The sequence below is a fragment of the Dyadobacter psychrophilus genome (assembly GCF_900167945.1).
GTDB classification, from domain to species: Bacteria; Bacteroidota; Bacteroidia; order Cytophagales; family Spirosomataceae; genus Dyadobacter; species Dyadobacter psychrophilus.
The window spans coordinates 96,743-119,112 of sequence record NZ_FUZA01000004.1; the positions used below are offsets into that span (position 1 = coordinate 96,743).

23 protein-coding genes and 1 pseudogene are annotated in these 22,370 nt (G+C 45.8%); 20 read left to right on the top strand and 4 right to left on the bottom strand.

Going from position 1 to position 22,370, the window contains the following annotated elements; translation table 11 throughout:
- Positions 1-6: 6 nt before the first annotated feature.
- From B5X68_RS16370 to B5X68_RS16455, 18 genes are all read left to right on the top strand, one after another.
- Positions 7-1,461 (top strand): phytoene desaturase family protein, encoded by a 1,455-nt coding sequence (locus B5X68_RS16370; RefSeq protein WP_082215843.1) that lies wholly within the window; start codon positions 7-9, stop codon positions 1,459-1,461.
- A gap of 7 nt (positions 1,462-1,468) precedes the next feature.
- Entirely contained in the window at positions 1,469-2,554 is a 1,086-nt protein-coding gene (locus tag B5X68_RS16375; protein ID WP_141110320.1) for a formylglycine-generating enzyme family protein, read from the top strand.
- A 30-nt stretch (positions 2,555-2,584) separates the two neighbouring features.
- Positions 2,585-3,130: an RBBP9/YdeN family alpha/beta hydrolase gene (locus B5X68_RS16380; RefSeq protein WP_082215844.1), complete on the top strand. Its 546-nt coding sequence runs from the start codon at positions 2,585-2,587 to the stop codon at positions 3,128-3,130.
- A 59-nt stretch (positions 3,131-3,189) separates the two neighbouring features.
- The gene (locus B5X68_RS16385; RefSeq protein WP_229208452.1) at positions 3,190-3,798 is read left to right on the top strand and encodes a YceI family protein; all 609 of its coding nucleotides are present in this window, start codon (positions 3,190-3,192) and stop codon (positions 3,796-3,798) included.
- A 79-nt stretch (positions 3,799-3,877) separates the two neighbouring features.
- Positions 3,878-5,023, top strand: coding sequence for a beta-1,2-mannosidase (locus tag B5X68_RS16390; RefSeq protein ID WP_082215845.1), 1,146 nt, complete (start codon positions 3,878-3,880; stop codon positions 5,021-5,023).
- A 128-nt stretch (positions 5,024-5,151) separates the two neighbouring features.
- Positions 5,152-5,706, top strand: coding sequence for a fasciclin domain-containing protein (locus B5X68_RS16395; protein WP_212568012.1), 555 nt, complete (start codon positions 5,152-5,154; stop codon positions 5,704-5,706).
- Positions 5,707-5,940: 234 nt separating this feature from the next.
- Positions 5,941-6,705: a 3-keto-disaccharide hydrolase gene (locus B5X68_RS16400; protein WP_082215846.1), complete on the top strand. Its 765-nt coding sequence runs from the start codon at positions 5,941-5,943 to the stop codon at positions 6,703-6,705.
- A gap of 36 nt (positions 6,706-6,741) precedes the next feature.
- Positions 6,742-7,593, top strand: coding sequence for a sugar phosphate isomerase/epimerase family protein (locus B5X68_RS16405; protein ID WP_082215847.1), 852 nt, complete (start codon positions 6,742-6,744; stop codon positions 7,591-7,593).
- A 25-nt stretch (positions 7,594-7,618) separates the two neighbouring features.
- Positions 7,619-8,686 carry a ThuA domain-containing protein gene (locus tag B5X68_RS16410; RefSeq protein ID WP_082215848.1) on the top strand — a complete coding sequence of 356 codons (1,068 nt, stop codon included), beginning with the start codon at positions 7,619-7,621 and terminating at the stop codon, positions 8,684-8,686.
- Positions 8,687-8,723: 37 nt separating this feature from the next.
- Positions 8,724-9,551, top strand: a complete 828-nt coding sequence (locus tag B5X68_RS16415; protein ID WP_082215849.1) for a sugar phosphate isomerase/epimerase family protein — start codon at positions 8,724-8,726, stop codon at positions 9,549-9,551.
- Positions 9,552-9,558: 7 nt separating this feature from the next.
- Positions 9,559-10,365 carry an alpha/beta fold hydrolase gene (locus tag B5X68_RS16420; protein WP_082215850.1) on the top strand — a complete coding sequence of 269 codons (807 nt, stop codon included), beginning with the start codon at positions 9,559-9,561 and terminating at the stop codon, positions 10,363-10,365.
- A gap of 45 nt (positions 10,366-10,410) precedes the next feature.
- Entirely contained in the window at positions 10,411-11,493 is a 1,083-nt protein-coding gene (locus B5X68_RS16425; RefSeq protein ID WP_082215851.1) for an aldose 1-epimerase family protein, read from the top strand.
- A gap of 144 nt (positions 11,494-11,637) precedes the next feature.
- Positions 11,638-12,852, top strand: a complete 1,215-nt coding sequence (locus tag B5X68_RS16430; protein ID WP_082215852.1) for a class I mannose-6-phosphate isomerase — start codon at positions 11,638-11,640, stop codon at positions 12,850-12,852.
- 18 nt (positions 12,853-12,870) lie between these two features.
- Positions 12,871-13,932 (top strand): sugar phosphate isomerase/epimerase family protein, encoded by a 1,062-nt coding sequence (locus B5X68_RS16435; protein WP_082215853.1) that lies wholly within the window; start codon positions 12,871-12,873, stop codon positions 13,930-13,932.
- 20 nt (positions 13,933-13,952) lie between these two features.
- The gene (locus tag B5X68_RS16440) at positions 13,953-15,113 is read left to right on the top strand and encodes a Gfo/Idh/MocA family protein (protein ID WP_082215854.1); all 1,161 of its coding nucleotides are present in this window, start codon (positions 13,953-13,955) and stop codon (positions 15,111-15,113) included.
- A 190-nt stretch (positions 15,114-15,303) separates the two neighbouring features.
- Positions 15,304-16,806 carry a sugar ABC transporter ATP-binding protein gene (locus B5X68_RS16445; RefSeq protein WP_082215855.1) on the top strand — a complete coding sequence of 501 codons (1,503 nt, stop codon included), beginning with the start codon at positions 15,304-15,306 and terminating at the stop codon, positions 16,804-16,806.
- An 11-nt stretch (positions 16,807-16,817) separates the two neighbouring features.
- The gene (locus B5X68_RS16450) at positions 16,818-17,762 is read left to right on the top strand and encodes an ABC transporter permease (protein WP_082215856.1); all 945 of its coding nucleotides are present in this window, start codon (positions 16,818-16,820) and stop codon (positions 17,760-17,762) included.
- A gap of 48 nt (positions 17,763-17,810) precedes the next feature.
- Positions 17,811-18,746 (top strand): sugar ABC transporter substrate-binding protein, encoded by a 936-nt coding sequence (locus tag B5X68_RS16455; RefSeq protein WP_082215857.1) that lies wholly within the window; start codon positions 17,811-17,813, stop codon positions 18,744-18,746.
- Here B5X68_RS16455 and B5X68_RS28955 read toward each other — a convergent pair whose 3' ends face one another.
- Both B5X68_RS28955 and B5X68_RS29480 read right to left on the bottom strand, forming a co-directional pair.
- Complete coding sequence (locus B5X68_RS28955) at positions 18,747-18,902, bottom strand: hypothetical protein (protein ID WP_170916666.1); 156 nt, start codon at positions 18,900-18,902, stop codon at positions 18,747-18,749.
- Positions 18,903-18,906: 4 nt separating this feature from the next.
- Positions 18,907-19,176 (bottom strand): annotated as a pseudogene (locus tag B5X68_RS29480) (DUF6934 family protein); the annotation flags it as partial.
- 128 nt (positions 19,177-19,304) lie between these two features.
- Here B5X68_RS29480 and B5X68_RS16465 point away from each other — a divergent pair.
- Both B5X68_RS16465 and B5X68_RS16470 read left to right on the top strand, forming a co-directional pair.
- Positions 19,305-20,672 (top strand): Gfo/Idh/MocA family protein, encoded by a 1,368-nt coding sequence (locus B5X68_RS16465; protein ID WP_082215859.1) that lies wholly within the window; start codon positions 19,305-19,307, stop codon positions 20,670-20,672.
- A gap of 309 nt (positions 20,673-20,981) precedes the next feature.
- Entirely contained in the window at positions 20,982-21,557 is a 576-nt protein-coding gene (locus B5X68_RS16470; RefSeq protein WP_082215860.1) for a DUF4136 domain-containing protein, read from the top strand.
- 51 nt (positions 21,558-21,608) lie between these two features.
- On the opposite strand, the gene B5X68_RS16475 is transcribed toward B5X68_RS16470, so the two are convergent.
- Entirely contained in the window at positions 21,609-21,995 is a 387-nt protein-coding gene (locus tag B5X68_RS16475; RefSeq protein ID WP_229208453.1) for a helix-turn-helix domain-containing protein, read from the bottom strand.
- Entirely contained in the window at positions 21,992-22,285 is a 294-nt protein-coding gene (locus B5X68_RS16480; RefSeq protein WP_082215862.1) for a type II toxin-antitoxin system HigB family toxin, read from the bottom strand. Before B5X68_RS16480 ends, B5X68_RS16475 begins: the two co-directional genes overlap by 4 nt.
- Positions 22,286-22,370: the final 85 nt, after the last annotated feature.

A 22,370-nucleotide genomic window follows, 5' to 3' on the forward strand; every position in this document is an offset into this window, starting at 1 on the left:
AGGATTGTGTACAAAACAGCTTACGATGCGATTGTGGTAGGGGCCGGTCCGAATGGATTATCGGCGGCTATCACATTGCGCGAAGCAGGACTTTCTGTCTTGATCGTCGAAGCCAAGTCAACTATTGGCGGCGGTATGCGGTCTGCGGAACTGACGCTTCCCGGTTTTGTGCATGATGTATGTTCGGCAGTGCATCCGATGGCGGTACTGTCCCCTTTTTTCAAAACATTGCCATTGAAAAAATTCGGGCTGGAAATGATCCAGCCCGAATATGCAGCAGCGCATCCATTCGATGACGGCAAAGCGGCTGTTTTGCAGCAGTCAGTTAGTGAAACGGCGGAAGGTCTGGGCATAGATAAAAAAGCCTATCTCGACTTTATGCAGCCGCTATTAACAAATTTGCCGGGCTTACTTCCAGATCTGCTGGGTCCGCTTAAATGGCCGAAGCATCCGGTCGATCTGGCGGAATTTGGAATAAAGGCACTTCCGCCCGCGACCTGGACGCGTAAGTTTTTTAAAACAAGAGAGGCAAGAGGACTTTGGGCAGGCATGGCGGCGCACGCGATCCAGCCATTGCAGAACATTGCGACTTCCGCATTCGGAATCATGTTGATGGCAGGCGCGCACCTGGCAGGATGGCCGATCCCGAAAGGCGGAAGCCAGTCGATAGCGGACGCATTAGCCAATTACTTTTTATCCATTGGCGGTGAAATACAAACCGATTTCGAGGTGAAATCGCTGGACGAGCTACCGAAGTCAAAAGCTGTTTTGCTGGATGTGACACCTAAGCAACTTTTAAGCATTGCCGGGAATAAGCTGAGTGCTTCTTACCGCAAACGTTTGGAGAAATACCGGCAGGGAATGGGTGTTTTCAAAATAGACTGGGCACTGGAAGAGCCGATTCCATTTGTGGCAGAAGCTTGCAGAAAAGCCGGGACTGTGCATCTGGGGAACACATTTGAAGAAATAGCACACGGTGAAAAAAGCCTTCATAACGGAAAGCATGTAGAAAAACCGTTCGTGTTGCTGGCACAGCAAAGCCTTTTCGATACTGGGCGGGCGCCCGCGGGAAAACAGTCAGCATGGGCTTATTGCCATGTGCCCAACGGTTCGGATAAGGATATGACTACCATTATCGAAAACCAGGTGGAACGTTTTGCTCCGGGTTTTCGGGACATTATCCTTGATAAACATACCATGAACACCGTCCAAATGGAAGCATATAACCCTAATTACATTGGCGGGGATATTAATGGCGGCATCCAGGATATTCTCCAATTATATTCCAGGCCAACATTACAGATCTCTCCATACCGGACATCTGCCGAGGGTATTTATCTTTGTTCGTCCTCGACTCCGCCCGGAGGCGGCGTGCACGGAATGTGCGGTCATCATGCGGCCAGGCAGGCATTGAAGGATGTTTTTAAAATGAATAACATTACAGCAGAGCGGGTTAAATAAGTCAGATATGAATTTTTTGCGGATCATTAAGATTAGTTTTTTCATTGGAATAACAGCCCTTGCCGCAACCAGCTGCGATAAAAAGCAAACTGCGGAAGAAAGGAAAGCCGATAGTCTGGCACATTGCATTGCCGATGGCATCCCGTCAAGGGCTTCGGCGATAAAAAACGCTAGTTACATTACCGAAGGAAAGGGCGACACAACCGGTATGGCGTGGATTGGCGGAGGTAAATTTCTAATGGGAGCCGACGAGTTTCCGGATTCCCGACCGATGCATGAAGTGACTGTCAATGGCTTTTATATGGATAAGCACGAAGTGACCAATGCTGAATATGCAGCGTTTGTGAAAGCTACTAATTATAAGACTGTTGCGGAACGGCCCTTAAACCCGGCTGATTACCCGGGTGTTCCGGCGGATAAGCTGGTTCCCGGATCGGCGGTTTTTACACCTACACCCACGCGGGTTTCTTTGGATAACCCCTTACAATGGTGGAATTATGTCGCAGGCGCAAGCTGGGCGCATCCCGAAGGGCCGTCGTCCTCGATCAAAGGCCGCGAAAATTATCCGGTAACCCACGTTTCTTATGAAGATGCGGCGGCTTATGCCAAATGGGCCGGCAAACGACTTCCTACCGAAGCGGAGTGGGAGTTTGCCGCGCAAGGTGGCAAAGGCAACCACACTTATTACTGGGGTGACGAATTGAAACCCGGAAACAAATGGGTGGCTAACATTTATCAGGGAAGTTTTCCTGACAAAAATACCAAAGAAGATGGTTTCCTGACCGCAGCGCCGGTGGAAACATTTCCAGCGAATGCATATGGTTTGTTTGATATGGACGGCAATGTTTGGGAATGGTGCGAAGACTTGTACCGCCCGGATTATTATCAAAAAAGCCCGAAAGAAAACCCCAAAGGCCCGTCGGATAGTTATGATCCCGACGAGCCGGGTGCAGTGAAGCGCGTTCAGCGTGGCGGGTCATTCCTTTGCAGCGACGACTATTGTATTCGTTACAAAGCCGGAAGCCGGGGAAAAGGAGAGGTGACGAGCGGCAGCAATAATCTTGGATTTCGCTGTGTCAAGGATAAGATTTAATATTGGATAAAAGATTTTTCTGAATAAGATATGCATTTTCTTACCGTTCCAGGACTGGCGAGCTCGGGGCCGCAACATTGGCAGACCATTTGGGAAAAGCAATATCCGGACCGTTTTAGCAGAGTACAGCAGCAAAACTGGGACTGGCCGATCAAAGAGGATTGGGTGAACCAACTTCAAACCCAGATAAATAATTTAACCGGTCCGACCGTTTTAATTGGGCATAGCCTGGGGTGCATTACGATCGCACATTGGGCGCATCAATTTGCTTCTGAGTACATTAAGGGAGCATTATTGGTCGCCCCGGCAGATGCGGAAATGTCCAAGCGGTTAAACTTTGTTGTAGGTTTCACACCGATCCCCATTAAACCTTTTGACTTTAAATCGGTCGTAGTTGCGAGCACTAACGACATGTATGCAACCATAGGCAGATCAAAGGGATTTGCGGCGAACTGGGGCAGTGATTTTATTAATGTGGGCCGGAAGGGACATATCAATGCAGTATCAGGTCTGGAAGATTGGGAAGAGGGTAAGGAGATTCTGGAAAGCCTGAGCGGAGTAAAACTTGCTGAATAAATTTTACTATATCTTCTTATCTTACAAAAATAATTTTAACACTTAACAATCGAATGACTATGAAAAAAATGTTTGTTTTCGTTTTTGCGGGTTTGCTGTTCAATGCCGCTGCAATCGCTAACGGTCCTGATAAAAAAGCTGCAGACAAAACACTTGCAGTTGACACAAAAAGCAGCACAATAACCTGGGGAGCTAAAAAAGTGACGGGAACGCACGCAGGCTCAGTGCCTGTTGAAAGCGGATCGCTGATCGTCGACGGCGATAAGCTGAAAGGCGGAACGTTTGTAGCAGACGTGAAATCATTGGTTGTTACGGATGTTACCGACAAGGAAATGAATGGAAAACTGACCGGCCATTTGAAAAGCGATGATTTCTTCTCTGTTGAAAAACATCCGCAGGCTAAGCTGGTTATCTCGTCTGTAACACCAAAAGGAGGCGATGCTTATGATGTTGTTGGCAAGCTGACCATTAAAGGAATCACTCAGGAAGTTAAATTTCCTGCAACTGTGAAGTCTGATGCTAAAAAAGTAACAGCTGTTGCAAAGGTGACTGTGGACCGCACCAAGTATGACATTAAATTCCGTTCGGCGAATTTCTTCGAAAACCTGGGAGACAAGGCGATAGATAACGATTTCACTTTGGATGTGAATCTGGTTGCTAACAAATAAGATAAGGTAATTTTAAGAAAAGTTTGTATAATCCGGCTCGATTCGATCGAGTCGGATTTTTTTTAACCCATTTTTATCCATGAAAAAAATATTTACCGGCTTGACCCTGAGCCTGATATTATTTACAGGAAGTGTTTTTGCACAAAAAGAGAACAAGCTTCCCGACTGGACATTTGGCGGGTTCCAACGTCCAGCTAACGTTAACCCTGTCATCTCCCCGGATTCGACGTCCACATTCTTTTGCCCGATGAATAAAAGGCAAGTCGATTGGGAATCCAACGACACATTCAACCCTGCTGCAACGATGAAGGATGGAAAAATCGTGGTGTTATATCGCGCAGAAGACAAGGCAGGTCGCGCAATCGGAAAACGCACTTCCCGCCTGGGTTATGCTGAAAGCGAAGACGGAATTACATTCAAAAGACGCAAAGAGCCCGTTTTATATCCCGCAGAAGACAATCAGAAAAAGAACGAATGGCCGGGTGGCTGCGAAGATCCGCGCGTTGCAGTCACTGAGGAGGGGTTATATGTCATCATTTACACGCAATGGAACCAGGACAAAGCACGGTTGGGCATTGCTACTTCACGGGATTTACTAAAATGGGAAAAACACGGCCCGGCATTTACAAAAGCGTTTAACGGCAAATTCAATGAAATATGGTCAAAATCCGGTTCCATTGTAACCAAGCTGGTAGGCGATAAGCAGGTGATCGCCAAAATAAATGGCAAATACTGGCTTTATTTTGGCGAGGCAAATGTCAATCTGGCCTCCTCAACGGATCTTATTAACTGGACGCCGCTTGTAGATAAAAACGAAAATCTCGTTAACCTGATTTCTCCCAGAAAGGGCTTTTTTGATAGTAACTTAACCGAATGCGGCCCGCCGGCCATTGTTACCGAAAAGGGAATTGTGCTTTTGTATAATGGTAAAAACGACAAGGGCGAGGATGGCGACAAGCGTTTCACACCCAACAGTTACTGCGCCGGTCAGGTTTTGTTCGATAAAAATGACCCCTCCAAAGTGCTGGCCAGGCTGGATGTGCCATTCTTCCGGCCTATGGAATCGTTTGAAAAAAGCGGTCAGTATGTTGCCGGGACGGTCTTTATTGAAGGAATGGTGTATTTCAAAAATAAATGGCTCCTATATTACGGCTGCGCCGATTCCCGAGTAGGTGTAGCAGTTTACGATCCCAAAACAAAAACTCCCGGCGATCCATTGCCATAAACGACAAGTCGCAGCGCGACGTAATCTTGGTAGCAAAAGAACAGCCTTTGTAATGTTTAATTTTTGCTGTTCGATCGATTGGAATTTCAAGGGCGTATATGAGTAATAAATAAACAAACTTATTACCTATGAAAACGTCGATGAAATTTACAAGCTTTTTTGCAGTGGCTTTAATGACTGCTTTTAGTGCATTTGCGCAGGAAAAAACTAAAATGGTGGGTGGAGCAGAAATGTATCCAAACAAAAACATCATTGAAAACGCAGTCAATTCCAAAGATCATACAACGCTGGTTGCAGCAGTAAAAGCGGCCGGTTTGGTAGAAACATTGTCAGGAACAGGTCCTTTCACGGTTTTTGCACCTGTTAATGCAGCGTTTGATGCATTGCCAGCAGGAACAGTGGACAATTTATTGAAACCGGAAAACAAGGCAACATTGACTTCGGTTTTGACTTACCATGTTATCCCTGGAAAAGTTGATTCTAAATCAGTTGCAAAAATGATTAAGGACGGCAACGGAAAAGCAATGGCAAAAACAGCGCAGGGAGCTGAGCTGACTTTCTCCATGGACGGAAAGGACCTGATCGTTACGGACGCAAAAGGCAACAAAGGAAAAGTAACCATTGCGGATGTTTATCAATCCAATGGTGTAATTCATGTAGTTGACAAAGTTTTAATGCCTTAATGAATTGAGTTTTGTGAGTTTGGTTGTGTAGAGTGGTTGTGATGTGGCGGGAGAGCTTAGGCTTTCCCGCCTTTTTTGTGTGCAATGCAGGTTAGTACAGGATAGTCCCACGGATAATTTTAGGAATTTTTGGATATTATTTTCTGCTTTTTTAAGAGTAGTTATCTAAAAATTGCCGTTGTTGTAAGGGAAGCAATTGTTTCAGAAGTCACTAAACCTATAAATACATTCCAAATGAATTCCAGATTTATCAGCGCCGGACTTATGCTGGCTGTTTTATTGACCATCGGAAGCCAGATTTCATGCGTGGCCCAGAAGAAAGAGAAAGGCTACGTATCCATTTTTGATGGCAAATCATTAAAAGGATGGGACGGTGATCCTAAATACTGGAGAGTGGAGAATGGGAACCTGGTAGGAGAAATCACACCTGAAACCCTTTTAAAAACAAATTCTTTCATCATATGGAAAGGCGGCGAGCCAGCAGATTTTGAATTGAAAGGTTCGGTAAAAATTGCAACAGCCGGGAATTCAGGAATTAATTACAGAAGCGAGCAATTAACGGACGTTCCTTTTGCATTGAAAGGTTACCAGGCCGATATTGATGGAAAAAACAATTATACTGGTCAGAATTACGAGGAGCGCAAAAGAACAACCCTCGCATATCGTGGCCAGAAAACAACAATTAAGCCTTACACAGGAGAAAATACACCGGAAGCTGTTCGTTCAGGAGTTAAAGGTAATGCGTGGACAGGTTTGGAAGTGACTGGTTCACTGGGAAGCTCAGATTCACTGAAAACGCTGATCAAAAGCGAAGACTGGAACGAATTTCACATTATCGCCAAAGGAAACCGTCTGCAACATTACATAAATGGTGTTTTGATGAGCGACGTGACGGATAATGATACGGTCAATGGCAAAAAAAGCGGGTTACTTGGCGTGCAGGTTCACGTTGGGCCTCCGATGAAGGTTGAGTATAAAAATTTGAGAATCAAACAATAGCATGAATGCCAATAATTTGGCACGAATTATAGTAAAATGAATAAAATAGGATTCAATGTGCTTGCCTGGACGGCGGCGGTTTCTGATGATCTTTTTCCCATTCTGGACCGGTTAAAAAGGATCGGTTATGACGGGGCGGAGTTTTACCTGGGCCCTCAGGAATCAGCTGCGTATCAGCGTGTAGGCAATTACACCAAAGATATCGGGCTGGAAACGACAGCTGTAATGACGCTCGGCGCGGATGAAAACCCTGTAAGTGAGTCGGTGGAAATCAGGCAAAGGGCTTTGGATAAAATAAAATGGGCTGTGGACAGGGCGCACGATCTGAATGCCAAAGTGATCTGCGGGCCATTTCACTCCGCACATACGGTATTTGTAAATCGCCCCGCGCTGGATCAGGAATATGCATTGGCCGGTGAGGTTTTGAATGCCGCTGCTGAATATGCAGCGCAAGCCAACATAACATTTGCATTGGAAGCCCTGAACCGTTTTGAATGTTATTTGTGCAACACCATGGAGCAATTGCTCAAACTCGTGAAAGCGGCAGATCATCCCAATGTGCGCGCCATGTTTGACACGCATCATTCCAATATCGAAGAGAAAAAGTACGCAACTGCGCTTCAAACCATTGCTCCTGTGCTCGCCCACGTGCATATCAGCGAAAACGACCGCGGGACACCCGGCGACGGACAAGTGCTTTGGGACGATGCTTTTTCATCTTTGGCTGCGATCAAATATCAGGGTTGGCTTACCATAGAAGCGTTTTCAAGGAACGACCCGGATTTCGCCAATGCAATCGGGGTTTGGCGGGAGTTTTCAGATCCGTGGGACATTGCTGAAAACGGCTACAAGTTTATCCGAGAAATGAGCCTCAAACACGGCCTTTGATCACTCCCAACATTATTCCCGAACCATGCAAAAAACCTTGAAACCATTGCTGTTGATCGGCATTGTTACATTAATATTCATTTTTAAATCGGTAACTGGTTATGCGCAGGGCGATGACGCCAGCAAATACCGTGTTGTTTACAAAGGCGATAAAGGGCCGGGCGTTGGCAAAAACATCGTTTTCATCGCCACTGACCACGAATACAGAGGCGAAGAATCACTGCCTGCACTGGCGAGAATCCTGGCCAAACGTTACGGTTTCAATTGCACCGTCGTGTATGCACTGGACTCAGCCGGCAACATTTTCCCGGGTGGCTCCAACATTAAAGGCCTCGATGTCCTGGACAAAGCTGATCTGCTCGTGATGTTCATGCGCTTCGCCAACTTTCCGGACGCGGAAATGCAGCATATCGATAATTACATCAGACGCGGTGGTCCGGTAGTAGGGTTCCGCACATCCACCCACGCTTTTGAAATTAAAAATAATCCCAAATGGGCGCATTACGGCTGGGATTATAAAGGGGAAAAGACAAACTGGAAAGATGGTTTCGGAGAATATGTGCTGGGCGAAACCTGGGTGTCACATTACGGGACCAACCACAAGCAATCCTCCAAAATCATTATTGAAAAATCACAGGAATCGCACCCGATCATGCGAGGCGTGAAAGATATGTGGGTGCAGTCAGGCGGATACACGGCCGAGCCAAAAGGAACGGTGCTCGCAAGGGGCCAGGTGCTTAACGGCATGACCGCCACTTCCGAGCCGGATAAAACCAAAGAACTGCTTCCGGTTGCCTGGATACGGGATTATCAAATTGACTCGGGCAAGAAAGGCAGAGCTTTTGCAACCACGCACGGCGCTTCCGAAGATCTGTTAAATGACGGCTTCCGGAGAATGGTGTTGAATGCAACTTTCTGGGCTTTGGGCATGGAAAAGGATATTAAGGCTGATAATGACATTGCATTTGTCGGTCCATATAAACCTACAACATTCAATTTCAGCGGATACAAAGCGAATGTAAAGCCTTCTGATCTGGCCGGTTGGGACTCGTTCATTATGCCGGGAGAGATCGTCAAAAAGAAGCAGAAATAGTTTTGGTAAAACTATAGTATCAATAAAAAGCATTTAAATGTCTCAGACACTTCCAGTTCGCTTCGGATCAGAGGTTTACACCTGGTTTATGAGCAACAGCGGACAAACACATCAAGGTCGGTTGGGCCACATGATTGAAGTCATTGCAAAGGCCGGATTCACCGGGATTCAGCCCATTTTTACCTGGATGGGTGATTTAATTGATCCGGATAAGCTGGAAGCCAAGTTGGACGAACAAGGCATTGAGCTCGCTGCATTGGCATTAGCATTGGATTGGAATGAGGCAGAAGAGACCGAACGTGAGCGCGAAGTGGCGGATCATGCTATTAGAGTCTTGCAACGGTTTCCAGGAGCCGTGCTGAACACAGTCCAGATTCCAACAGGTCGTCACGATTTAGCTGAACGCCAAAAACGCCTTGTCAACATTGTGAACACGGTTTCGAGACGTGCCGCTGAAAAAGGCGTTCCTTGCAGTTATCACCCAAATTCACCACACACATCCATTATCCGCACCGCCGAAGACTATAAGATCGTGCTGGAATCACTCGATTCCTCGGTAACTGGCTGGACGCCGGATGTAGGCCACATTATCAATGGTGATATGGATCCGTTGGCCAAAATGAAAGAATATCAATCGCTCATTAACCACGTTCATTTTAAAGATTGGGACGGAAATCCTGAATTCACATTAATGGGTAAAGGCAAAGTGGACCTTCTGGGTGTAACGCAATGGCTAAAAGATATTAATTACAGCGGTTGGATTATTTGTGAAGATGAAGGAAAAGAAGCACTGGAAGATCCGGATTTTGTCACGACGCACGATGGTAACTGGATCCAGAATGATTTGATCCCAGCATTAAAATAATCCAGCCATGCCAACGATAAAAACCAACGGAATAAACATGTATTATGAAGAAAGAGGCTCGGGAGAGCCGCTTCTGCTGATCATGGGCATTACCGCGCCTGGGGCAGTCTGGAATGTACATGTGGCCGATTGGAAACATCATTTTCGTTGCATTATAGGTGATAACAGAGGTGTTGGACAAACGGATAAACCCACAGGTGCATATACAAGTGAGCAGATGGCCGACGATTATGCCGGGTTGCTGGACTCGCTGGAATTGGAAAATGTGCATGTTGTAGGCTGTTCGATGGGGAGCACGATTGCGCAGCAACTCGCAATCAGGCATCCAAAAAAAGTAAAGTCTTTGGTGCTAATGTGTCCCTGGGCGCGCTGCGATGCTTATGCGAAAGGATTGTTCCGGCATATCATGAACAGCAAGGCCAGGTTCAGGCCGGAGGAATTCAGCTTATACATGCAGTTATTGATCTTTTCAAAAGCATCCTGGGATGATCCCAAAAAACATGAAGAGCTTGAATTGGGCAGAAAACAGGATGCTGTAAATCCTTTTCCGCAGCCATTGCACGGACTTGAAGGCCAGGCAGCAGCTTGTATCAATCACAATGCGCTTGCTGACTTGGGCAGAATAGAAAAGCCAACATTGGTGATCGGAGGAAAGGAAGACATTTTCACACCGGTTTGGATGGCAGAAGAAGTTGCAAATGGAATTCCGGACGCAGAACTATTTTTATATGAGAAGCTCGGACACGCATTTCATTTTGAAAATACGGACGATTTTAACCTGAGAGTGAGGGATTTTCTTTCAAAAACACATTAAAACAAGGTCTTTAAAGCCTTTTTTATTTCTGAATTGACATTATAAATGGAAAGTGCCGAGCATATAAATCAAGATTGGAAGGACAAAGTATCCAATCACGCGCAGATAGGCGGGATAGAAACATCTGTGCTAGATAATGGGGCTGGAAGAGGCACGCGGATCGCATGGATTAACACAGGAGCCGGATTACGTTTCAAAGTGTTGATTGACAGGGCGATGGATATTGCAGATGCATTTTACAATCAGCACAGTCTGGCTTGGCTGAGCCACGGCGGCATCACTTATCCGCAGCCATTTGCTGATAAAGGAATTGATTGGTTGAGAACATTTGGAGGCGGTTTGCTTACAACTTGCGGCCTTACACACGTTGGCGGGCCTGAATCCGATAGTTTTGGAGACAGAGGCTTGCACGGTTTGATCAGTAATACGCCGGCAGAAATTGTTTCCATCATTCAGCCGGATGTGAGAGCGGGAAAGCTGGAAATGAGCATTACCGGCATTATCAGGGAAACAAAACCATTTGGGCCAAGTCTGGAACTGAGAAGAACCATATCAGCAACATTAGGCCAACCCGGAATCCGCATTCACGATGAGGTTATTAATAAAGGCAACACGCCGTCGCCACACATGCTTTTGTATCATTTCAATTTCGGCTGGCCGCTGGCCGATGAAGGAACTGATATTCTTTGGAGAGGCAAATGGCATCCAAGGCATGGCGAAGAAAATGCCAGAATTTTTAAAGAAGGAAAAGATTTCAAAAAGTGCCCCGCACCCCTCGACGATCACCTCGGAAGCGGCGAAGAAGTGGCTTTGGTTGACATTGAAGCAGATATTTTCGGCGACAGCGTTTGCGGACTTTATAATGAGAAGATCGGTCTGGCTGTTGGATTGAAATTCAAAAAGGAACAATTGCCGTGGATGGCCAACTGGCAACATTGGGGCAAAGGCGAATACGTAACCGGGCTGGAACCGAGCACGCATCCATTGTCAGGTCAGGCGAAGGCGAGAGAGGATAAAACGCTGATTTTCATACAGCCGGAGGAGACGAAGGTTTATGATCTGGAATTGAATGTGGTGACAGACAAAGAGGCAATTGATGAGTTTGTCTTAAATGTGAATGTTGCCTAGCGAGGCTCTGTCAGCCTGAGCGGAGTCGAAGGCACGTCACCAAGGAGTAGCGCGCCTTCGACTCCGCTCAGGCTGACAGAGGCGAGTCACGGGCTGACAACGATTGATATTATTATTAATTACTAAACCAATTTATTAACCACAATGGGACTTTCGAGTATAGCTGAGAAGGCATTAGAGCAGGGAAAAGGGATTTTGCGTTTGGCGCCGACCTGGGTGCCGCGTTCATTTTGCGTTCCCGGCCGCAGGATCAAATTACATCCGGACGATTATTATGTACTGGGTGGAGAGCGTGGCGGTATCGATGAGCGCTGGTTATCTTCTACTACTCCCGCGGAGAACGGTCCGCTTACAGGCGAAAATGAAGGTTTGAGCCAAATTGTTTTGGAAGATGAGTCAGGCGTTCAAAAAGTCACCTTGCGGGATGCGGTGGAAGAGCTGAAAGGTGAAATTATTGGTGACAGACTTTGGGATCAATACAAAAGCTGGCCGATGTATTCCAAGTTTTTTGACAATATGGGGCCGCTTCCGCACCATATCCACCACAGAGACGAGCACGCCGCAATGGTGGGCCAGAATGGAAAGCCGGAAGCCTACTATTTCCCGCCGCAACTCAACAACCACGGGGGCGATTTTCCTTATACATTCATTGGTATTGCTCCCGGAACTTCCAAAGAGCAGATCAAAGAGTGTCTGATGAACTTCACCAAGGGTGACAATAAAATCACGAACTACTCTCAGGCATTTCGTCTGGAACCGGGTACGGGCTGGGATGTGCCTCCTGGCATGTTGCACGCGCCGGGCAGCTTATGCACATATGAGCCACAGAAAGCATCGGATATTTTCGCAATGTATCAATCGCTTGTGAACGAGGCCGTTATCCCGGAGGAATTGCTTTGGAAAGGCACCCCGCAAGACAGAATTGGCGATTACGACTTGTTGATGGAAGTAATCGACTGGGATTTGAATGTGAATCCTAATTTGATGGAGAAACATTTCATGCGTCCGAAACCGGTAAAAGATGTTGCCGAAATGGAAGCGGAAGGATATAGCGAAAACTGGATTTGCTACAAGAACGAAGCTTACAGTGCCAAAGAATTGACCGTTTTCCCGGGGCAAACCGTAACAATTAAAGACGGTGGCGCATACGGGATGATCGTGATGCAGGGCCACGGTAAGTTTGGTGAATGGGACATTGAAACACCCGCATTGATCCGCTACGGGCAATTGACAAATGATGAGTTTTTTGTAACTGAAAAGGCTGCAACAGAAGGCGTTGTGATCAGCAATCCTTCCAAAACAGATCCAATTGTAATTCTGAAACACTTCGGTCCGGGAAATCCTGACTTAGTTCTTTAACCAATAAATTCTTAAACCATGCCAGAAAATAATTATCCTAAGCTTCACAATGCCACATGGCCTGGGATTGTGGGTAAAGGTTCTGATGAAGAGCCGATTATTTCTTTTGATACAATGCTTGAAAAAACGGCCTCCGCGGAAGTGGATGGCGTTCGTTTTGACGGCGTTGATCTGGGTCTTTTCGACCCGCATGTTGGTATTTATATGAACCAGGACGGCGGCGCGGAACGTCTGGCTGAAAAGCTGAGCGGCCTTAACCTCGAAGTAGGAAGTCTTGTCGCGAATGTCTGGGCTGGTTCTGCGATGGGGACTAAGGAGGCGAAAGACACATTCGTGGAGCAGGTGCGCCAGGCTTGTATTTTTGGTAAAAAACTACGTGATCTTGGCCTTCGTGAAGGCGGTGTAATCCGCGTCGACTCGGCCGCTTCGCCGGAAGTTTGGGCGGTTGATCCTGCTGCGAACACAAAGCAAATCGCTGAAACATTCCGTCGTGCTTGTGATGTTGCTGCTGACTTTGGTGAAAAGATTGCTGCCGAAGGTGAAATCTGCTGGGGTGGGATGCACAGCTGGCGTGCCATGCTTGACACATTGCATGCTGTGGATCGTCCTAATATGGGTTTCCAGGCTGATATGTCCCATACATTCCTTTATTTGTTGGGTTATAATGCACCTGAACACCGCATTTTGCCCGTGGATTTCCAGTGGGGCGACCGCTTTGCTTTGGAAGAAGGTTTGAAAAAAATGACTGCTGAATTGCGTCCTTATACATTCGATTTCCACGTTGCACAAAACGACGGAACGGTTCACGGAACAGGTTCGCACGATAAAACGGGCCGTCACTGTCTGGCAACGGATCCAAACGGAAAACTGGACATTACGAAAGACGCTGGTTATTGGCTTCGCGATGAAAATGGCAACATTACCAAGGCATTCCGTCACATTTGCTGGGATGGCTGCATGTTCCCGAACGAGGTGATGACCAACCAGCAAACCTGGAATGACATTCTTGCTGCGCTCGTGAAAGTGCGTCAGGCGCATGGCTGGTATCAGGAAGATAAAGTTGTTTCTCCCATCGTTTAACCCGATTTGAATTCAGGAATATGTCAAATAAAAAAGAAATCAGGATCGCGTTGATCGGAACCGGATTAATGGGCCGCACGCATTCCAACGGCTATAAAAGAATCGGCGACTTCTTCCCGGAGCTGGAATATCGCCCTGTTTTGAAGGCAGTTTGCTCGCGTAATGAAGAAAAAGTGCGTGCATTTGCAGAACAGTGGGGTTACGAATCTATCGAAACAGATTGGAGAAAAATCATCGAGCGCGATGACATTGATGCAATCGACATTTGCACACCCAATGACACGCATGCCGAAATCGCGATTGCGGCTGCTGCGGCGGGCAAAATGATCCTTTGCGAAAAACCATTGGCAAGAACATTGGAAGAAGCCAAAACCATGGTGGATGCCATTGAAAAGGCGGGTGTAAAAAACACGGTTTGGTATAATTACCGCCGGGTTCCTGCGGTAACATTAGCCAAGCAAATCGTCGATTCAGGCAAATTGGGTCGCATTTTCCATTATCGTGCCAATTTCCTGCAAGACTGGACCATCAATCCCGACGTTCCCCAAGGCGGCGCTGCAACCTGGCGCCTGGATGTGGATGCAGCCGGCTCCGGCGTAACCGGCGACCTGCTGGCACATTGCATCGACACAGCGATGTGGATCAATGGTGGCATTAAAGACGTTTCGGCTGTTACTGAGACATTTATCAAAGAACGCGTGCATTCGGCCAGCGGCGAAGTGAAAAAAGTAGGCATAGATGACGCCTGTATTTTCCACTGCCATTTTGATAATGGTTCATTAGGTCTTTTTGAATCAACGCGTTACGCACGTGGCCACAAAGCACTTTATACATTTGAAATCAATGGTGAGCATGCATCCATTCGTTGGGACCTGCACGATCTGAACCGCCTCGAATTCTTTGATCACAGTGACGAATCCATTGTCCGCGGTTGGAGATCCATTTTGGTGACAGATAGCGACCAGCCTTACATGAAGCGCTGGTGGATTCCCGGCACAAGCATTGGATACGAACATTCATTCATCCACCAGGCCGCCGACTTTTTTGAAAGTCTGCAAACCGACGAACCATGCCGTCCAACATTCAAAGATGCCTACGAAACTCAGAAAGTTTGCGAAGCAGTGCTGGATTCGGCAGCCTCGAAGAGCTGGAAGGACACTAATGTTGTCTGGGAAGGCTAATTTAAATCAAATTTTATTCTGTCCTATTCCAGTTTATTTTCCATTATCATAAAGCCCGGGGTTGAAACCCCGGGCAATGTTTTGTTTTTGAGGGTCCTGCATCCAGTATGTGTTCTTGACATCTATATTATCTACAGACAATCCAAAACAAAAAAATTGCCCCCGGTTTCAACCGGGGGATTAAAAAAGAATGATGGGAACAATCCTCAAAGTCTCAAATCTCTCAAAATCTTTCTCCGGTGTGAAAGCATTGGATAATATTCATTTTGAGCTGAAAAGGGGAGAAGTGCATGCTTTAATGGGCGAAAACGGGGCTGGGAAATCGACATTTATGAAGATTCTGATCGGCCTGCTCGCGCCGGATTCGGGAGAGATTATATTTGAAGGCCAAGAGTTAAGAAACAGCAACGTCGGCGACACATTAAGGAGGGGAATTTCAATGATCCATCAGGAAATTCTGATCATTCCGGAGTTGACTGTTGCGCAAAATATTTTTTTAGGAAGAGAAAAGGAAATTTCGGGAAGAAAACGCTGGGCTTCCGGCTGGCTGAATGACATTTCCAGTGATAAAAAGGCGGCGAACCTGCTGCAAGAAATGGGCGTCAACATTGATCCCAAGGCCAAAATGAAGTATTTGAGTGTTGCTCAAATGCAAATGGTAGAGATTGCAAAAGCGATTTCAAATGAGGCAAAAGTGATCATTATGGACGAACCCACTTCGGCCATTTCCGATAAGGAGGTTGAGACACTTTTCAAAATCATCAAAGACTTAAAAACGAAGGGAGTAAGCGTAATTTACATCTCCCACAAAATGGACGAAATTTTCGAGATTTCGGACACCATAACCGTCCTGCGCGACGGCAAATACATTGCCACCCAAAGCGCCTCCGAATTAGACAAGCAGTCATTGATATCCATGATGGTTGGACGTGAAATTGACCATATGTTTCCCGAGTCAAATAGTGAGAAAGGAGAGTTAGCGCTTTCAGTGAGAGCTTTGAGTAAAAAAGGACAATTCTCAGATATCAATTTCGAAGTGCATGCCGGTGAAATTCTTGGTTTTGCTGGCCTTATGGGTGCTGGAAGAACCGAAATTGCACGGGTGATTTTCGGTCTTGACAAGCAGGATAGCGGCGAAATCAGGATTAAAAATAAATCGGTCATTAACAAAACCCCACGTCAGGCCATTGAAAACGGCATTGGTTATGTCAGTGAAGATCGAAAGGGCTTGGGTTTCATTCCCGGCATGTCGGTGAAAGACAACACCACATTAGCCAGCATGAGCCATCATCGGAAAGGGATTTTTATTAATAAATCGGGTGAAGAAGCATCCACTACGAAAATGATTGCTGATCTGCGCATTAAAACTGCCGGTATGGATCAAAAAGTGACTTATCTGAGCGGCGGAAATCAGCAAAAAGTGGTTATAGGAAAGGTTTTACTAGCTTCTCCCGAGATCATTATATTGGATGAACCGACGCGCGGCGTGGATGTCGGGGCCAAATTTGAAATATATAAACTTATCAGAAGCCTCGCGGACAAAGGCATTGCCATCATTATGATTTCCTCAGAACTTCCTGAAATTCTGGGTATGAGCGACAGGATTTTGGTTTTATCAAAGGGAAAACAAACGGCGATCCTCACGAGCGAAGAAGCGACGCAGGAATTAATAATGAAATACGCGGTGGCGTGATCAATAGAATTATGGATAAATCTTTCCGCTTACAGCGTTTTACCCAATATGGCATTTTCCTCGCTTTTGCATTGATATGCATTGCATTAGCATTGAGCACACCCCGGTTTTTTACCATTCCCAATTTAATGATCATCGGCACGCAGGTTTCCATCAATGCATTACTCGCATTTGGTGTCACCTTTGTCATCATTACCGGCGGGATTGATCTTTCGCTGGGATCAATGGTCGCCGTAGCCGGGGTTACCGCAGCCATGTTCGCCCATCCGGACACCTATCCTTTGCTAGTGCCGCTGTTCGCTGGGTTGGCAGCGGGTGTATTTTTCGGCGCATTCAATGGTTTTGTTATTACAAAAAGTAAAGTGCCGCCATTTATCGTAACCCTTGGCACCATGACTATTGGCCGGGGGCTTGCATTAATTCTCAGCAAGGGCAGGCCTATTTCCAATCTATCAGACTCATTTAATTTCATAGGAGGCGGAAATGTCTTCGGCATTCCTTTCCCTATTATTATCCTCATCATTGCATTCATGGTTTGCTCAGTCATTTTAAACAAAACCGTCCTCGGCCGCTATATGTATGCGGTAGGCGGAAACGAGCCAGCCGCGCGAGCATCCGGAATCAATGTAACCAATGTGAAAATGTGGGTATATACGCTTTGCGGACTGCTTTCTGCTGTGGGAGGGATTTTACTAACATCCAGAATTACAACCGGCCAACCTAACGCAGGCGCAGGCTTCGAGCTGGACGCTATTGCGGCCGCTATCATTGGAGGAACGAGCACGTCCGGGGGGACAGGCACTATGACCGGAACGCTGATCGGTGCTTTGCTGATTGGTGTGATCAGCAATAGTCTGGATTTATTGAATGTAACTTCATACTATCAGCAAGTTGTAATGGGAATCATAATTATCGGCGCAGTGGTGTTGGATAGTATGGGTAAAAAAGATCGCTAGCTAAAATTGTCGGCTTAGCATTTAGTTTAAAATATGACTAAAAATTCAATGAAATACATCCTAATAGCAGCATTATCTATCGCAATCGCGAGTTGCAATCAGTCCCAAAAAAGTGAAGGCGGCGAAAATGGTTCTGGTAAAAAACTGGTTGTAGGCGCGACAATGCTGAGCATGCAAAACGAGTTCATCGTTAACGTCAGCGACGAAATGGAAGCCAAAGCCAAAGAGCTGGGAGTGGAATTGATAACGGTTGATGCGGAACGCTCGGCTTTGAAGCAAGTGGAACAGGTTGAAAGCTTTATCGCACAGGGCGTGGACGCGATCATTATGAACCCTTGCGAAGTAGAAGCTAGTTCACCAGCTGTGAAACTTGCGATGGATGCCAACATCCCAATCATTAATGTCAATTCAGAAACCTCTGCCAAGCCAACAGCATTCGTCGGTTCCGATGACACAGAATCTGCCCGCATTGCTATGAAATATCTTGCCGAAAAGCTCAACGGCAAAGGAAATGTGCTCATTATGCACGGATTCATGGGTCAGGCTGCGCAGATTAAAAGGGATAATGGTGCAAAGGAAATCCTTAAAGCGAATCCGGGAATGAAGCTCCTCGCCGAGCAAACCGGTGAATGGGATCGCGCAAAAGCCATGTCATTAATGGAAAACTGGATCCAATCCTACGGTTCAAAAATCAATGCTGTTTTTGCACATAATGACGAAATGGGCATGGGGGCCGTTAAGGCACTCGAAGCCGCAGGTTTGAAAGACAAAGTGATCGTAGTAAGTGTCGACGCAATTCCGGACGCATTGCAATCTGTTAAAAAAGGCGCCCTAAACGCTACAATTTTCCAAAACGCACAGGAACAAGGCGGTAAAGCCATTGAAACTGCCGTGAAAGCGGCCAAGAAGGAGAAGTTTGAGCAGGAAGTTTTAATTCCTTTTCAGTTGGTGACGAAGGAGAATGTTGGGGAGTATTTGAAATGATTATTGTAGTTTCTTTTTTTCTTCAAAAAAACTTAGGTCTACACCTTCCAGTTGTTTGCGAGCTATAACCAATTTTGCTTCGACCGCTTCTTCCAACGAGGCATAAGTGGTTTCCTTTCTGAATTTAGTTCTCTTGCTTCTTGCTGTTGTGTTCATTGGACTAAAATTTTATGTATGTGATAAGGAACGCATCATACTTATGATTTGAAACAAATAGCTCCTTTGCATTTCCCTGCAAGCCATAAATTTCGAAAATTTTACTTGCTTCTAAAAGTTCTTTTCCGACTATGATGGAATACAATCTTGTGCGCGCCGGTGTGCTTCCGGAAAAATAAATAGAGAGACTTGGATTCCTTTTGAAAAAGGCAAGCATACTTCTCACCGTCGTGGCAATAATCTTGTCCATATCTAAATTATTACTAACGCTTAGGTCACAATAGTCGGAGAAGGATCGTTGTGGTCACGGAATTAATTAAAATAATTTTGGCTGAAAGTAAACCTGCCATTCAAATCCCTTTTAGTAACAACTAAACCAGACCATAACCAACCATTTAGTCAATGAACAGTTTCAATATCAATCGCCGGAGTTTTTTGCACGGTGCTACGGCGGCACTTGCGCTCTCAACATTTGGTGCGAGGGGAATGGATCTAATTAACCCGGCAAAAACGCTTCGTGTGGGACTAATTGGCACGGGATGGTATGGTAAAAGTGATTTGTTCAGGTTGATACAAGTGGCTCCGGTTGAAGTGCTCGCGCTTTGTGATGTTGATAAAAATCAGTTGAATGAGGCTGGGAAATTGGTAAGCCAACGCCAAAAATCGGGTAAGACGCCGAAGCTTTATGGCGATTACCAGAAAATGCTTGCAGAGAACGAAATGGACATTGTGCTGATAGGCACGCCTGATCACTGGCACGCGTTGCAAATGATTGACGCCGTGAAGGCAGGTGCGCACGTATATGTGCAGAAACCTATCAGCGTTGATGTGATGGAAGGCGAGGCAATGGTGGCAGCTGCCCGTAAATATAAAAAAGTAGTTCAGGTAGGAACGCAGCGGAAAAGCACACCGCATTTGATCGACGCGAAGAAGAACATTGTTGATGCAGGCTTGCTGGGCAAAATTTCACATGTGGAAATGTGCTGCTACTATCATATGCGTAACAATGGCAACCCGCCGGTTGAAGCGGTTCCTGACTATCTCGACTACGAAAAATGGACTGGTCCCGCTCCCTTGAGGCCGTATGACGGCTTGCCGCACGTCCGCTGGTGGAGAACGTTCATGGAATACGGAAACGGCATCACGGGTGATATGTGCGTGCATATGTTCGATACTGTGCGATGGATGCTCAAACTGGGCTGGCCGAAGAAGATTAGTTCGACCGGTGGAATTTATGTTCAGAAAGAAGGTAAATCCAATATTTCCGACACGCAATCAGCGATTTTTGAATACGATGACCTGAATTGCGTATGGCAGCACCGCACGTGGGGGACGCCTAATAATCCGGATTATCCCTGGTCATTTACGCTATATGGAGAAAAAGGAACGTTATGGGCGAGCACAATGGCCTATGATTTCATTCCCCAGGGCAAAGGTGAGAAGATCCATAAAGATGTTGTTTTTGAAAAAGAAAAATATCCGGAGGATGTAACGGAAAAGGCGATTGAACTAAATGCAGCTCCGGCAACGCGACTCCATATGCTCGACTTTTTAAGCGCGATCGACAACAGCAGCAAGCCTGTTGCCGACATCGAGGAAGGTCATATTTCTACGGCAAGCTGTATTCTCGCAAATCTTTCCATGAAAACCGGGCGACCCATTGTTTATGATCCGGTAAAACGCGAAATTGTAGGGGATAGAGAAGCCAACGCACTTTTGGCCCGTCCATATCGAGATCCCTACAAGCATCCAGACTATAAGAAAGTCTAGCCCTTTGCAGTAAAAGTTTGTGGTCCCTATAAATTCCCAGTACATCGCGTCCGGTTAGCCCCGGGCGCGTATTTGTTTACAACCATTTCTGGACTATTCTTGTCTACCATTTAAGGCAGTTTATGCAAACGTTTGCATAAATAGAAATCGCTGTTTCTGATGTGTTTAAGGGTATTGATAAAATGTTTTTTTTAAACTTATATACCAAAAATATTTGTTTATAGTTTATATGATATTGTTGTCCGGACAATTAAACTTTTGCCCTCGGAAACTGTCAGATTATTAGTAAAACTAAACGTTCAAACAAACATGAAAACCATAGTGAAGTTGATGAAATCCACCGTAGCGGTGGTTGTGGCGGGTGCTTTAATGATTGCGTGCAGTCAGGCACTACAGGTAAGTTATGATTATGATTCTTCTGTCAATCTTAAGCAATTCAAAACTTTCAAGGTGGAAGCCGAGCACAATATGGAGCAGGATCCGCTTTTGGGAAGTGAATTGAACAGAAGAAGGCTGGGAGATGCGGTTGTGGAAGTGATGGAGGCCAAAGGTTATAAAATGGATACCAAAAATCCCGACATTATCGTAAGATTTATGACCGATGTGAAAGACCGTCAGCAAGTGCGTTCCAACAACATGTACTCACCATATATGTGGTGGTACGGCGGAGGAAATAACATTTCGACTTACAACTATCAGGAAAGCCGTTTTATCCTGAATATTTATCAGAAAAACAGCGACCGGATGGTTTGGCAGGGATGGGCTTCCGGCAAAGTGAAAGCCCCGACCAAAAAAGAAGACCGCGAAACAATGGTAAAAAACACCATGACGGACATTCTTAAAACTTTCCCGCAGGCTACACTGGATACGTATAGCAGGAATTAAGGGCATTTCTTATTAAACCGAAAAAAGCAGCGCTGAGCTGCTTTTTTCAGTTTAGGCCGGTTTAAGTTTAGGCTCGGAGACCAACACGTCCAGCGGAAATCCCAAGCCTTTATGGAGATTGCGAATCATTTCAATGGACAATCCGCGTTTTCGATTTAGTACACGGGAAACATTTCCTTTGTTACCCATATAAGGCACTAGATCGCTCGCTTTCAGCCCCATTTCTTCCATTCTGATCTTGATGTATTCAATTGGGTCGGGTTCGTCAATGGGAAAATTTTCCAGCTCATATTTATTGACAAGCAAAACCAAAAGATCGAGCTCTTTCGCATCCTGGCTACCCTTTTTGGCGTCAAAGAGTTCGTCAATGCGGGTGATTGCATTGTTATATTCTTCTTCTGTTTCAATGATTTTCAGCTCCATATCCAAATCTCTCATATTTTGGCTGCGTTTATGTTATCGTATTCAGCGTGCGTTCCAATCCACTTAATCATAATTCTCTTGTGCTCATAACTTGTCCTTGCAATCAAACGATAATGATTTCCTTTAATGTTGAATATCAATCTATTGTCTGCTACAAGGTCCACACTTCTGAAGTCCCGTTTGACAGCGTTGAAATCTTTCCAATCCGCCTTTTTGACCGTCTTGAACCACGATGTCAGGTGTGCCTTTGAATCCGGATGTGCGTTGTAAAAATCTCTTAATTTCTTGAAGCTGATAACGTTCATGCAATGTGTGTATTTTCAAAACACAAATATAGGAGCAAAAGTTGTCATAATGGCAACTTTTGCTCCTATATTCTCTATCCTTAAT